15 protein-coding genes and 1 pseudogene are annotated in these 12,416 nt (G+C 57.4%); 15 read left to right on the plus strand and 1 reads right to left on the minus strand.

Annotated features, from left to right (window positions below):
* Positions 1-215: 215 nt before the first annotated feature.
* The 14 genes and pseudogenes from fliF to rcsA all read left to right on the plus strand — a co-directional run bounded on the left by fliF (position 216) and on the right by rcsA (position 11,707).
* Positions 216-1,895, plus strand: coding sequence for a flagellar basal-body MS-ring/collar protein FliF (fliF, locus tag FHC51_RS19400; protein WP_220436378.1), 1,680 nt, complete (start codon positions 216-218; stop codon positions 1,893-1,895).
* A complete protein-coding gene (gene fliG, locus FHC51_RS19405) occupies positions 1,888-2,883 on the plus strand; it encodes a flagellar motor switch protein FliG (protein ID WP_114314557.1) in 996 nt (331 codons plus the stop codon). The genes fliF and fliG overlap by 8 nt, the downstream gene beginning before the upstream one ends.
* Complete coding sequence (gene fliH / locus FHC51_RS19410) at positions 2,876-3,583, plus strand: flagellar assembly protein FliH (protein ID WP_103822448.1); 708 nt, start codon at positions 2,876-2,878, stop codon at positions 3,581-3,583. Before fliG ends, fliH begins: the two co-directional genes overlap by 8 nt.
* Positions 3,583-4,953 carry a flagellar protein export ATPase FliI gene (gene fliI / locus FHC51_RS19415; protein WP_103822449.1) on the plus strand — a complete coding sequence of 457 codons (1,371 nt, stop codon included), beginning with the start codon at positions 3,583-3,585 and terminating at the stop codon, positions 4,951-4,953. The genes fliH and fliI overlap by 1 nt, the downstream gene beginning before the upstream one ends.
* Positions 4,954-4,973: 20 nt before the next feature.
* Positions 4,974-5,417, plus strand: a complete 444-nt coding sequence (gene fliJ, locus FHC51_RS19420; protein ID WP_103822450.1) for a flagellar export protein FliJ — start codon at positions 4,974-4,976, stop codon at positions 5,415-5,417.
* Positions 5,414-6,610 carry a flagellar hook length control protein FliK gene (gene fliK, locus FHC51_RS19425; RefSeq protein ID WP_220436379.1) on the plus strand — a complete coding sequence of 399 codons (1,197 nt, stop codon included), beginning with the start codon at positions 5,414-5,416 and terminating at the stop codon, positions 6,608-6,610. The genes fliJ and fliK overlap by 4 nt, the downstream gene beginning before the upstream one ends.
* Before the next feature lie 111 nt (positions 6,611-6,721).
* Entirely contained in the window at positions 6,722-7,189 is a 468-nt protein-coding gene (gene fliL, locus FHC51_RS19430; protein ID WP_103180148.1) for a flagellar basal body-associated protein FliL, read from the plus strand.
* A gap of 4 nt (positions 7,190-7,193) precedes the next feature.
* Positions 7,194-8,198: a flagellar motor switch protein FliM gene (gene fliM, locus FHC51_RS19435; protein WP_103180149.1), complete on the plus strand. Its 1,005-nt coding sequence runs from the start codon at positions 7,194-7,196 to the stop codon at positions 8,196-8,198.
* Positions 8,195-8,608 (plus strand): flagellar motor switch protein FliN, encoded by a 414-nt coding sequence (gene fliN / locus FHC51_RS19440; RefSeq protein ID WP_103180150.1) that lies wholly within the window; start codon positions 8,195-8,197, stop codon positions 8,606-8,608. Before fliM ends, fliN begins: the two co-directional genes overlap by 4 nt.
* Positions 8,609-8,610: 2 nt before the next feature.
* Entirely contained in the window at positions 8,611-8,985 is a 375-nt protein-coding gene (gene fliO / locus FHC51_RS19445) for a flagellar biosynthetic protein FliO (RefSeq protein WP_220436380.1), read from the plus strand.
* Positions 8,985-9,722, plus strand: coding sequence for a flagellar type III secretion system pore protein FliP (gene fliP / locus FHC51_RS19450; protein ID WP_103180152.1), 738 nt, complete (start codon positions 8,985-8,987; stop codon positions 9,720-9,722). The genes fliO and fliP overlap by 1 nt, the downstream gene beginning before the upstream one ends.
* 10 nt (positions 9,723-9,732) lie before the next feature.
* Complete coding sequence (gene fliQ, locus FHC51_RS19455; RefSeq protein WP_032612271.1) at positions 9,733-10,002, plus strand: flagellar biosynthesis protein FliQ; 270 nt, start codon at positions 9,733-9,735, stop codon at positions 10,000-10,002.
* 2 nt (positions 10,003-10,004) lie between these two features.
* Positions 10,005-10,797: pseudogene (gene fliR / locus FHC51_RS19460) on the plus strand (flagellar biosynthetic protein FliR); the annotation flags it as partial.
* 286 nt (positions 10,798-11,083) lie between these two features.
* Entirely contained in the window at positions 11,084-11,707 is a 624-nt protein-coding gene (gene rcsA, locus FHC51_RS19465; RefSeq protein WP_103822454.1) for a transcriptional regulator RcsA, read from the plus strand.
* A 92-nt stretch (positions 11,708-11,799) separates the two neighbouring features.
* Here rcsA and dsrB read toward each other — a convergent pair whose 3' ends face one another.
* Entirely contained in the window at positions 11,800-11,988 is a 189-nt protein-coding gene (gene dsrB / locus FHC51_RS19470) for a protein DsrB (protein ID WP_197080098.1), read from the minus strand.
* Positions 11,989-12,115: 127 nt separating this feature from the next.
* On the opposite strand from dsrB, the gene yodD reads away from it, so the two are divergent.
* Positions 12,116-12,343, plus strand: coding sequence for a YodD family peroxide/acid resistance protein (gene yodD, locus FHC51_RS19475; protein ID WP_103822455.1), 228 nt, complete (start codon positions 12,116-12,118; stop codon positions 12,341-12,343).
* Positions 12,344-12,416: the final 73 nt, after the last annotated feature.

The following is a 12,416-nucleotide window of genomic DNA, read 5'->3' on the forward strand; positions in this document are numbered from 1 at the left end:
ATGGTTTTCTACGCGCTCAAGAGTAGCAGTCTGTCAATGAGATAAAGGCGCTAAATAGCGTTAAAAAACCAGGTTATTTGACGCATAGAAATTCCCGTTTCAACAAATAATGGCACAGCCATGATTATGGAATTTTTTGTGTGTTTGCCGACCCGGGAGTCTGTTTTGTTTCTCCACACTAATAATGAAATCCACGATGAGTCGCGAGGTGCGCTATGAGTGCGTCAGCAACAACAAGCCCTCAAACTAAATCTCTCGAATGGATGAGCCGCTTGCGCGCGAACCCTAAAGTGCCGTTGATCGTGGCAGGCGCTGCCGCCATCGCGATTGTTGTCGCTATGGTCTTATGGGCCAAACAACCAGACTACCGCACGCTTTTCAGCAACCTTTCCGATCAGGATGGCGGCGCTATCGTCACCCAGCTCACCCAGATGAACGTCCCTTACCGCTTCGCGGATAACGGCGGCGCGCTGGAAGTCCCCGCCGATAAAGTTCATGAACTCCGCTTACGTCTTGCCCAGCAAGGTCTGCCGAAAGGCGGGGCAGTAGGCTTTGAACTGCTGGATCAGGAAAAATTTGGCATCAGCCAGTTCAGCGAGCAGGTGAACTATCAGCGCGCACTGGAAGGCGAGCTGGCCCGTACCATCGAAACGCTGGGTCCGCTGAAAAGCGCCCGTGTTCACCTGGCCATGCCGAAACCTACCCTGTTTGTCCGGGAGCAAAAAGCCCCTTCGGCATCCGTCACCGTTAATCTGCAGCCTGGCCGCGCGCTGGACGAAGGGCAGATCAGCGCGGTGGTGCATCTGGTCTCCAGCGCCGTGGCGGGTTTACCGCCGGGTAATGTGACCCTGGTGGACCAGACGGGTCGCCTGTTAACCAAATCCAATACCGGCGATCGCGATCTCAATGACGCGCAGCTGAAATATGCCACTGATGTGGAAAATCGCATTCAGAGCCGCATCGAAGCCATTCTCGGGCCGATTGTTGGGACAACCAACGTTCATGCCCAGGTTACCGCGCAGATCGATTTCTCCGATAAAGAGCAGACCGAAGAGCAGTATCGTCCGAACGGCGATGCCGCCCAGGCGGTGATGCGTTCGCGTCAGGTAAACGAAAACCTGCAGGTGGGCGGCCCCTTCCCGGGCGGCGTACCGGGTGCGCTCTCTAACCAACCTGCCCCGGCCAACACGGCGCCGATTAATGCGCCAGCGCAGAATCAGCAGAACGGTCAGCAGGCGAATCAGCAGCAAACGACGGCTGCGGCCAATTCCGGCCCGCGCACCAGCAGCCGCAACGAAACCACTAACTACGAAGTTGATCGCACTATTCGCCACACCAAAATGAACACCGGTGATGTGCAGCGCCTCTCCGTGGCGGTGGTCGTCAACTACAAAACCCTGCCGGACGGTAAGCCGCTGCCGCTGACCGCCGAGCAGATGAAACAGATCGAAAACCTGACCCGTGAAGCGATGGGTTACTCAGAGAAGCGTGGCGATACCCTCAACTTGGTGAACTCGCCGTTCAGCGCGGTTGACGATAACAGCGGTGAGCTGCCGTTCTGGAAAACCCAGTACTTTATCGCGCAGATGATGGATGCCGGTCGCTGGCTGCTGGTGGTGATTGTCGCCTGGCTGCTGTGGCGTAAAGCGGTACGTCCGCAGTTGGTACGCCGCGCCGAAGAGGCGAAAGCGCTGAAGGAGCAGACCACGCTGCGTCAGGAAACAGAAGAAGCGGTGGAGGTCCGTCTCAGCAAAGACGAGCAGCTGCAGCAGCGCCGTGCTAACCAGCGCATGGGCGCTGAAGTGATGAGCCAGCGTATTCGCGAAATGTCAGATAACGATCCGCGCGTCGTGGCGCTGGTCATTCGCCAGTGGATGAGTAACGAAAATGAGTAACCTTACCGGAACGGATAAAAGCGTCATCCTGTTGATGACCATTGGCGAGGACCGGGCGGCAGAGGTGTTCAAACACCTCTCCCAGCGCGAAGTGCAGGTTCTCAGTGCGGCAATGGCCAACGTGCGTCAGATCTCCAACAAACAGCTGACCGACGTGCTGTCGGAGTTTGAGCAGGAAGCGGAACAGTTTGCGGCGCTCAACGTCAATGCCAACGAATACCTGCGTTCGGTGCTGGTCAAAGCCCTCGGCGAAGAGCGCGCGGCCAGCCTGCTGGAAGATATTCTCGAGACCCGCGATACCGCCAGCGGCATCGAAACGCTCAACTTTATGGAGCCGCAGACCGCAGCCGATCTTATTCGCGACGAGCATCCGCAGATCATCGCCACCATCCTGGTCCACCTCAAGCGTGGTCAGGCGGCGGATATTCTGGCGCTGTTCGACGAGCGCCTGCGTCACGATGTGATGCTGCGTATCGCCACCTTCGGCGGCGTCCAGCCGGCGGCACTGGCGGAACTGACCGAGGTGCTGAATGGCCTGCTCGACGGCCAGAACCTCAAGCGCAGCAAAATGGGCGGCGTGAGAACGGCGGCCGAAATTATCAACCTGATGAAAACGCAGCAGGAAGAGGCGGTTATTACCGCAGTGCGCGAATTCGACGGCGAACTGGCGCAGAAAATTATTGACGAGATGTTCCTGTTCGAAAACCTGGTCGACGTGGACGACCGCAGTATCCAGCGCCTGCTGCAGGAAGTGGACTCCGAATCGCTGCTTATCGCCCTCAAAGGCGCCGAACAGCCGCTGCGCGAGAAGTTCCTGCGCAACATGTCCCAGCGTGCGGCGGATATCCTGCGCGACGACCTTGCCAACCGTGGTCCGGTGCGTCTGTCTCAGGTGGAAAACGAACAGAAAGCGATCCTGCTTATTGTGCGTCGTCTGGCAGAAACCGGCGAGATGGTCGTAGGCAGCGGCGAGGATACCTATGTCTGATGAACTGCCGTGGAAGGTCTGGACCCCGGACGACCTCTCCCCTCCCCGCGCGGAATTTGTGCCTGCGACCGTCGACCCTGCCGGGCTGGGTGAGGAGGAGGACGAGCCAGAGCTGAGCGAAGAGGAGCAGCGCGCGCAGCAGCTGGCGCAGATCCAGATGCAGGCGCACGATCAAGGCTACGCGGCCGGTCTGAACGAAGGCCGGCAGAAGGGCCAGGAGCAGGGCTATCAGGAAGGTCTGGCTCAGGGGCTGGCCCAGGGTTTAGAGCAGGCGCGTGCCCAGCAGGCGCCGATCCATGCCCGGATGCAACAGCTGGTGAGCGAGTTCCAGAATACACTGGACGCGCTGGACAGCGTTATCGCTTCGCGCCTGATGCAGATGGCGCTCGAGGCGGCACGCCAGGTCATCGGCCACACCCCGCCGGTGGATAATTCATCGCTGATCAAACAGATCCAGAGTCTGCTGCAGCAGGAGCCCTTGTTCAGCGGCAAACCGCAGCTGCGCGTTCACCCGGACGATCTGCAGCGCGTGGAAGAGATGCTCGGCGCGACCCTGAGCCTGCACGGCTGGCGTCTGCGCGGCGATCCGACCCTGCATCACGGCGGCTGCAAAGTCTCTGCCGATGAAGGGGATCTGGATGCCAGCGTGGCAACCCGCTGGCAGGAACTGTGCCGCCTGGCGGCACCGGGAGTCATCTGATGACCGCTCGCCTCACCCGCTGGCTCACCACCCTCGACAACTTTGAAGCGAAGATGGCGCAGCTGCCCCCCGTTCGTCGTTATGGCCGCTTAACCCGCGCCACCGGTCTGGTACTGGAGGCGACGGGTCTGCAACTGCCGCTGGGGGCCACCTGCATTATCGAACGGCAAGACGGTAACGAGATCCACGAAGTCGAGAGCGAAGTGGTCGGCTTTAACGGCCAGCGTCTGTTCTTAATGCCGCTGGAAGAGGTCGAAGGCGTGCTGCCCGGCGCGCGGGTCTATGCCAAAAATTTCTCCAGCGACGGACTGCACAGCGGCAAGCAACTGCCGCTCGGCCCGGCGCTGCTCGGACGGGTGCTGGACGGCGCCGGTAAGCCGCTGGATGGCCTGCCCGCCCCCGACACCACCGAAACCGGGGCGCTGGTTACGCCGCCTTTCAACCCGTTACAACGCACGCCGATCGAGCACGTGCTGGATACCGGCGTTCGCCCGATCAACGCCCTGCTGACCGTCGGTCGCGGCCAGCGTATGGGCCTCTTTGCTGGCTCCGGCGTCGGGAAATCGGTGCTGCTCGGCATGATGGCCCGCTACACCCAGGCCGACGTTATCGTGGTGGGGCTGATTGGCGAGCGTGGCCGTGAAGTTAAAGATTTTATCGAGAACATCCTCGGTGCGGAGGGGCGTGCCCGCTCGGTGGTGATTGCCGCCCCGGCAGACGTCTCTCCCCTGCTGCGCATGCAGGGGGCCGCCTATGCCACCCGTATCGCCGAAGATTTTCGCGACCGCGGTCAGCACGTGCTGCTGATCATGGACTCCCTGACCCGTTATGCGATGGCCCAGCGTGAGATCGCCCTGGCGATTGGCGAGCCACCGGCCACCAAAGGCTACCCGCCTTCGGTGTTTGCCAAACTCCCGGCGCTGGTTGAGCGCGCCGGGAACGGCATCAACGGCGGGGGCTCCATTACCGCCTTTTACACGGTGCTGACCGAAGGCGACGACCAGCAGGACCCGATTGCCGACTCGGCACGTGCGATCCTCGACGGCCATATCGTCCTGTCGCGCCGTCTGGCTGAGGCGGGCCACTATCCGGCCATCGATATCGAAGCCTCCATCAGCCGTGCGATGACGGCACTGATTACCGAGAAGCATTACGCCCGGGTGCGTAACTTCAAACAGCTGCTCTCCAGCTTCCAGCGCAACCGCGATCTGGTCAGCGTGGGGGCGTATGCCAAAGGCAGCGATCCGATGCTCGACAAGGCGATTGCCCTGTGGCCGCATCTGGAGGCGTATCTGCAGCAGGGTATTTTTGAGAAGGCCGACTGGGAAAGCTCAATCCAGGCTCTGGAGATGATCTTCCCGCAGGTGTAACAGGGTAGAGGGCGAATGTCATGGCACAACACGGCGCATTAACCACGCTGAAAGATCTGGCCGAGAAAGACGTTGATAATGCCGCGCAGCACCTTGGGGTGATGCGTCGCGGACAGCAACAGGCGGAAGAGCAGCTGAAGATGTTGATTGACTACCAGCATGAGTATCGCACCAACCTCAATACCGATATGACACAGGGCATCGGCAGCCAGCGCTGGATCAACTACCAACAGTTCATCCAGACGCTGGAGAAAGCGATCGAACAGCATCGTCAGCAGGTGGTTCAGTGGAGCAATAAAGTCGACCTTGCGCTGACGGCCTGGCGAGAGAAAAAACAGCGTTTACAGGCCTGGCAGACACTGCAGGATCGCCAGATTGCCGCCGCAACCCTGGCGGAAAGCCGTCTCGATCAGAAAAAAATGGATGAATTTGCCCAGCGGGCAACAATGAGGACCCAGGAATGATCACCCTTCAACAACTGCTTTCGAGCGACAGCGATCTTACGGCTGGCACGCGGGGCGGAAAAGCGGCCGACGGCGCGCAGGATTTTCTTGCCCTGCTGGCGGGCGCGTTAAGCGATGCTAAAGGTCAGGGCAAAGATGTCGGCCTGACGCTGAACGATCTCCAGACATCGGGCGGCAAGTTCGCCAAAGCGGCGCTGCAAACCGGCGCCGCTGATAGCGACGTTGACGCCGATGCCGGCAAGCTTACCGAGCTGCTGGCGCGTCAGGATCTGACGCTATCCGATGAAGATGCCAGCCAGCCGGGGCTGGCGCACGGCCTGCTGCCGGTCGCCAAAAGCGAGGTGCTGAAATCGTTGACCCAGGCCGCTAAAGAGGCTGACAGCAAAACGGAGCTCAGCGAGGAAGAGCTGGCGGGATTAAGCGCCTTAATGGCGATGCTGCCCCACCAGCAGACCGCAACCGCGGCTACCCCTCAGTCAGTGAGCGCCGGGAGTCTGGATGTGAAGGCGACGCTGAACGGCGATCGTGGTCATCAGCCAGCGCTGGATACCGATGCGCTGCGCACCGCGAAAACCGTGGCCCAGGATAAAGGTGCGGAGCTTGCTTCCGATAACCAACTGACGCCAGCCGTCGCCGCGGCAACGACCAAACAGGGCGCAGAGACCACGCCATCCCCGACCGGGCCAACCGCCACGATGGGGCCGATTGTCAGCAATCTTACCTCTGCTCAGCCGACGATGGCCGCCGCACCGGTGGTCAGCGCCCAGTTGGGTAGCAATGAATGGCAGCAGACTATCAGCCAGCACATCACGCTGTTCACCCGTCAGGGTCAGCAGAGCGCCGAGCTGCGTCTGCACCCGGAAGATCTGGGCCAGGTGCAAATCACGCTTAAGCTGGATGATAACCAGGCGCAGCTGCAGATGGTGTCAGGCCATAGCCACGTTCGCGCGGCGCTGGAAGCGGCGCTGCCGGTGCTGCGTACTCAGCTGGCGGAAAACGGTATTCAGCTTACGCAAAGCAGCATTAGCAGTGAAAACTTTAACGGCCAACAGCAATCCTCTTCTCAGCATCAGCAGGCATCCCGCGCCGGCAATGCTGGCGGATTTGATGAAGAGAGCGATGAGCTGCTGGCGGCACCGGCCTCCCTGCAGTCTGCAGCACGTGGAAACAGTGCCGTCGATATCTTCGCCTAAACCTAAACGCCAGAGGTAGCGTGATTATCCCCGTCTTTTCGACCCTTTGACGGCGACAGGACACGGGATAATCACCACATTAGCAGTCCCGAAACAGGAAGCACGCAACAGATGACTGACTCCGCCATCACCAAAAAAAGTAAGCGTTCCATCTGGATCCCGCTGTTGGTGTTAATTACGCTCGCCGCCTGCGCCACCGCAGGTTACAGCTACTGGCGTATGAATAAAGCCCCTTCAGCCGAAGCCAAAGTGGAACCACCCCCACCGGCGGCACCTGTCTTTTTCGCGCTGGATACCTTCACCGTTAACCTGGGCGACGCCGATCATGTCTTTTACGTGGGCATTACGCTGCGTCTGAAAGACGAAGCCACGCGCGCGCGTCTGAGTGAATACCTGCCGGAAGTACGCAGCCGTCTGCTGCTGCTGTTTTCTCGTCAGGATGCCACCCAGCTCTCTACCGATGAAGGTAAGCAGAAGCTGGTGGAAGCCATTAAGCAAACGCTGGCCGCGCCTCTGATCAGCGGTCAACCTAAGCAGGAAGTCACCGACGTTCTGTATACAGCTTTCATTCTGCGGTAACGACATGGGCGACAGTATTCTTTCTCAGGCGGAAATCGATGCGCTGCTCAACGGCGACAGCGATAAAGCCGACGAACCAAAAGCGGGCCTGGCGGGCGAAAGTGATATTCGCCCCTACGATCCCAATACCCAGCGTCGCGTGGTGCGCGAGCGTCTGCAGGCGCTGGAGATCATCAACGAACGTTTTGCCCGTCAGTTCCGTATGGGGCTCTTTAACCTGCTGCGCCGTAGCCCGGATATCACCGTCGGCGCGATCCGCATTCAGCCGTATCATGAGTTCGCCCGTAACCTGCCGGTGCCGACGAACCTCAACCTGATCCATCTGAAACCACTGCGCGGCACGGGTCTGTTCGTCTTCTCGCCAAGCCTGGTGTTTATCGCCGTGGATAACCTCTTCGGCGGCGACGGACGGTTCCCGACGAAAGTGGAAGGGCGTGAGTTCACCCACACCGAACAGCGCGTCATCAACCGCATGCTGAAGCTGGCCCTTGAGGGTTACAGCGACGCATGGAAGGCGATCCACCCGCTGGACGTGGAGTATGTCCGTTCCGAGATGCAGGTGAAGTTCACCAACATCACCACCTCGCCAAACGACATTGTGGTTAACACCCCATTCCACGTGGAGATCGGCAACCTGACCGGCGAGTTTAATATCTGCCTGCCGTTCAGCATGATTGAGCCGCTGCGCGAAGTGCTGGTGAACCCGCCGCTGGAAAACTCCCGCCATGAAGATCAGAACTGGCGTGAGAACCTGGTGCGCCAGGTTCAGCACTCCCAGTTAGAGCTGGTGGCTAATTTTGCCGATGTGCCGCTGCGTTTGTCGCAGATCTTAAAATTAAAACCCGGCGATGTTCTGCCGATAGAAAAACCCGACCGCATCATTGCGCATGTGGATGGCGTGCCCGTGCTGACCAGCCAGTATGGCACCGTGAATAATCAGTACGCGTTACGCGTTGAGCACCTGATCAACCCGATTTTGAATTCTCTGAATGAGGAACAGCCCAAATGAGTGATATGAACAATCCGTCCGATGACAACACCGGAGCACTGGACGATCTGTGGGCTGAGGCGTTAAACGAACAAAAAGCACCGGCCAGCAAAAGCGTTGCCGATTCGGTATTCCAGCAGCTGGGCGGCGGCGACGTCAGCGGTACGCTGCAGGATATCGATCTGATTATGGATATCCCGGTCAAGCTGACCGTGGAGCTGGGCCGTACCCGCATGACCATCAAAGAGCTGCTGCGCCTGACGCAAGGTTCCGTCGTGGCGCTGGATGGCCTGGCCGGTGAGCCGCTGGATATTCTGATCAACGGCTACCTGATCGCCCAGGGTGAAGTTGTGGTTGTCGCCGATAAGTACGGCGTGCGTATCACCGACATCATTACCCCGTCTGAACGTATGCGTCGTCTGAGCCGTTAAGCATGAAGACCCAGGCAGTCGTCTCTCAGCCCTCTGCGGTGCCAAGTTCGCCGCTGCTTCAGGTCAGCGGCGCGCTGCTGGGTATTATTGCCTTTATTCTCGTTGCCGCCTGGCTGGCTAAACGCGTGGGACTGGCGGGCAAAACTGCCGGTGCCCGCGGGCTGAAGCTCGCTGCCAGCACCTCGCTGGGCCCGCGTGAGCGCGTGGTGATCGTAGAAGTGGAAGACGCCCGGCTGGTGCTGGGTGTGACCGCCTCAAACATTAATATTCTGCATAAATTGCCGCCTGCGCCGGTCTCTGAGGAGAGTCGCACAGAGGTTCCACAGGATTTTCAGTCCGTGATGAAGAGTTTGCTTAAGCGTTCCGGGAGATCGTGATGCGCCGTTTGTTATCCCTTACGCTTGCCGGTGTTGGCCTGTTTGCTCCCGCCGTGTATGCCCAGTTGCCAGGCCTGATCTCCACGCCAATGGCCAATGGCGGCCAGAGCTGGTCTCTGCCGGTTCAGACGCTGGTGTTTATCACCTCGCTGACCTTTATCCCGGCGATTCTGCTGATGATGACCAGCTTCACCCGCATCATCATCGTCTTCGGTCTGCTGCGAAACGCCCTGGGTACCCCCTCCGCGCCGCCTAACCAGGTGCTGCTCGGTCTCTCCCTGTTTTTGACCTTTTTCATTATGTCGCCGGTGATCGACAAGATTTACACCGACGCCTATCAGCCATTCAGCGAAGAGAAGATCTCCATGCAGGAGGCGCTGGAAAAAGGGGCGCAACCGCTGCGGGAATTTATGCTGCGTCAGACCCGCGAAGCCGACCTGGCGCTGTTTGCCCGTCTGGCGAACGCCGGGCCGATCCAGGGGCCGGAGGCGGTGCCGATGCGCATTCTGCTGCCCGCTTACGTCACCAGCGAGCTGAAAACCGCCTTCCAGATTGGTTTTACGATCTTCATTCCGTTTTTGATTATCGACCTGGTGATCGCCAGCGTCCTGATGGCGCTGGGGATGATGATGGTGCCGCCGGCAACCATCGCCCTGCCCTTCAAGCTGATGCTCTTTGTCCTGGTGGACGGCTGGCAGCTGCTGGTGGGGTCGCTGGCACAAAGTTTCTACAGTTAAGGAGCGCCCGGTGACGCCAGAATCGGTCATGATGATGGGCACGGAAGCGATGAAAGTCGCCATTTCCGTTGCCGCTCCCCTGCTGCTGGTGGCGCTGGTCACCGGTCTGATTATCAGTATCCTGCAGGCCGCCACGCAGATTAACGAGATGACGCTGTCGTTTATCCCGAAAATCATCGCCGTGTTTGTGGCAATCATTATCGCCGGGCCGTGGATGCTGAACCTGCTGCTGGATTACATGCGCAATCTGTTCACCAACCTGCCCTATATCATCGGCTAGGCATGCTGCAGGTTACCAGCATCCAATGGCTTGAGTGGCTCGGCCTCTACTTCTGGCCGCTCTTGCGTATTCTGGCGCTGATCTCCACCGCGCCGATCCTGAGCGAGCGGGCGATACCCAAGCGGGTCAAGATTGGCCTGGCTATTCTTATCACTATCATCGTGGCCCCGACGCTGCCGCCGGTAAATGTCCCGATTTTCTCCGCGCCAGCGCTGTGGGTCGCGCTCCAGCAGATCCTGATTGGCGTTGCCATTGGCTTTACGATGCAGTTTGCCTTTGCCGCCGTGCGTACCGCCGGGGAGCTGATTGGCCTGCAGATGGGTCTCTCCTTCGCCACCTTCTTTGACCCGGGCAGCCGGCTGAACATGCCGATCATCGCCCGTATCATCGACCTGCTGGCGATGCTGCTGTTTATGGCCTTCGACGGACATCTGTGGCTGATTTCGATGCTGGTGGATACTTTCCACACCCTGCCGATTGGCGGTGAACCGGTAAACAGTAACGCCTTTATGGCCCTGACCCGCGCGGCCGGGCTGATTTTCCTCAACGGGCTGATGCTGGCGCTGCCGCTGATTACCCTGCTCCTGATCGTCAACCTGGCGTTGGGTTTACTCAACCGCATGGCGCCACAGTTGTCGGTGTTTGTCATTGGTTTCCCAATCACCCTTACCATTGGCCTTCTGCTTATCGGCCTCTTAATGCCGCTTATTGCGCCATTCTGCGAACATTTATTCAGTGAAATATTTAATCTGCTGGCCAATATTGTGCGCGAACTTTCTGTGAAGTAATAACCCCTGTTTTTTATATTGTCTTTCTGAGGATATTCCTAAAAAAGAAAACGAGAAACATCTGCCAGGATATATCTGGAGCGGGTTTAATGCTTTTATACCCCTCACATTATTCAACATTTACTTTACTTTAAGATGTTTCCTGGCAAATTATACGTAACTTTACGGGATAGTGAGTTTGCCTGAAAGTCCATGTAATGCTCACAGGTAATTTATTTTTCCATCCCGTTTGGCTGTTATAGAGCTCTCAGGCAGGTGGTTAATTATCGTTATGCATTGAGTGAGGGTATGCCATGTCAACGATCATTATGGATTTATGCAGTTACACCCGGCTAGGGTTAACCGGGTATCTGGCCAGCAGAGGAGTAAAGAAAAAAGAGATCAACGACGTACATACGGTAGACGAGCTTGCCGCCGCATGTGACACCTTTACGCCAGGTGTGGTGTTTATTAATGAGGACTGTTTCATTCACGATCCCGCCAACAGTCAGCAAATAAAGCAGATCATTAATCAGCATCCCGGCACCCTGTTTATTGTTTTTATGGCTATAGCCAATATCCATTTCGATGAATATTTGCGAGTGCGTCAGAATCTTCTGATTAGTTCGAAATCTATTAAACCGGAATCGCTGGATGAACTGATCGGGGATTATTTAAACAAAGAGATAAAGAGTGTAGCCGAATTTAATTTTCCCACTTTATCATTAAGCCGAACTGAATCCAGCATGCTACGAATGTGGATGGCCGGACAAGGAACGATCCAGATTTCAGACCAGATGAATATCAAGGCGAAAACCGTGTCGTCACATAAAGGAAATATTAAAAGGAAGATAAAAACGCATAATAAGCAAGTGATCTATCATGTCGTTCGTCTGACCGACAATGTGACCAACGGAATTTACGTTAATCTGCGTTAACCCCTTCCCTTTTTTGCTACGCAATCCGATCTCTGGCTATGCCAGAGATTTTTCATTTCGGCCGCGCCAGCTCGCACCAGCCGACACGCATGTTACTCGACGCTCTCAACGAAAATGCCGTCAGGATGGCCGTACTCGTTAAAGAACCAGATCCCGAGCGGGTAGTCTTCCAGCGAGACCAGATACATCGTGCCTTCATTAAACTGCTCAACTGCCAGTACCACCCCCGGGCGACGCGGCCCGCCGTCGGTTTTCACTGTAACCCGATCGTTGACGTTCATAAAATCCTCCTCTGGTTTTGAGCCAGTGTAGAACAAAACGTGAAAACTGGCAGCGTGCTGCTGCGCGTTTGCCGCTTTTATCGGCGGTCTATACTTAAAGCTGTGAAGGGTAAACGAGGAGTACGCAATGAAGACCGAAAAAGAGTACAGCGAAACGGCTAAACGGGAAGTGAATGTTGATGTGGATGCCTTGCTCGCCGCGATCAATGAAATCAGCGAGAGCGAAGTACAGCGCATAGAGGATGACCCCACAAGGGTGAGAGTGAACGACCGGGATTACCACACCTGGCGCGAACTGGCAGAAGCCTTTGAGCTGGATATCCATGATTTCAGCGTCACAGAAGTGAATCGCTGAGGCGAAAAAAATCCCGGTCATGGGGTGACCGGGATGAAGCTTGCGTATGCAAGAAGCACTTGTAAATTCGTTA

This window comes from Leclercia sp. EC_58 (assembly GCF_019584355.1).
In the GTDB taxonomy this organism is placed as follows: Bacteria; Pseudomonadota; Gammaproteobacteria; order Enterobacterales; family Enterobacteriaceae; genus Enterobacter.

Bases quoted from the DNA above. Each gene is read 5' to 3' on its own strand.
- fliI (WP_103822449.1), top strand. From the start codon at position 3,583: ATGACCGCTCGCCTCACCCGCTGGCTCACCACCCTCGACAACTTTGAA.
- fliF (WP_220436378.1), top strand. From the start codon at position 216: ATGAGTGCGTCAGCAACAACAAGCCCTCAAACTAAATCTCTCGAATGG.
- fliG (WP_114314557.1), top strand. From the start codon at position 1,888: ATGAGTAACCTTACCGGAACGGATAAAAGCGTCATCCTGTTGATGACC.
- fliH (WP_103822448.1), top strand. From the start codon at position 2,876: ATGTCTGATGAACTGCCGTGGAAGGTCTGGACCCCGGACGACCTCTCC.
- fliK (WP_220436379.1), top strand. From the start codon at position 5,414: ATGATCACCCTTCAACAACTGCTTTCGAGCGACAGCGATCTTACGGCT.
- fliL (WP_103180148.1), top strand. From the start codon at position 6,722: ATGACTGACTCCGCCATCACCAAAAAAAGTAAGCGTTCCATCTGGATC.
- yodD (WP_103822455.1), top strand. From the start codon at position 12,116: ATGAAGACCGAAAAAGAGTACAGCGAAACGGCTAAACGGGAAGTGAAT.
- fliM (WP_103180149.1), top strand. From the start codon at position 7,194: ATGGGCGACAGTATTCTTTCTCAGGCGGAAATCGATGCGCTGCTCAAC.
- fliP (WP_103180152.1), top strand. From the start codon at position 8,985: ATGCGCCGTTTGTTATCCCTTACGCTTGCCGGTGTTGGCCTGTTTGCT.
- fliN (WP_103180150.1), top strand. From the start codon at position 8,195: ATGAGTGATATGAACAATCCGTCCGATGACAACACCGGAGCACTGGAC.
- dsrB (WP_197080098.1), bottom strand. From the start codon at position 11,988: ATGAACGTCAACGATCGGGTTACAGTGAAAACCGACGGCGGGCCGCGT.
- rcsA (WP_103822454.1), top strand. From the start codon at position 11,084: ATGTCAACGATCATTATGGATTTATGCAGTTACACCCGGCTAGGGTTA.
- fliO (WP_220436380.1), top strand. From the start codon at position 8,611: ATGAAGACCCAGGCAGTCGTCTCTCAGCCCTCTGCGGTGCCAAGTTCG.
- fliJ (WP_103822450.1), top strand. From the start codon at position 4,974: ATGGCACAACACGGCGCATTAACCACGCTGAAAGATCTGGCCGAGAAA.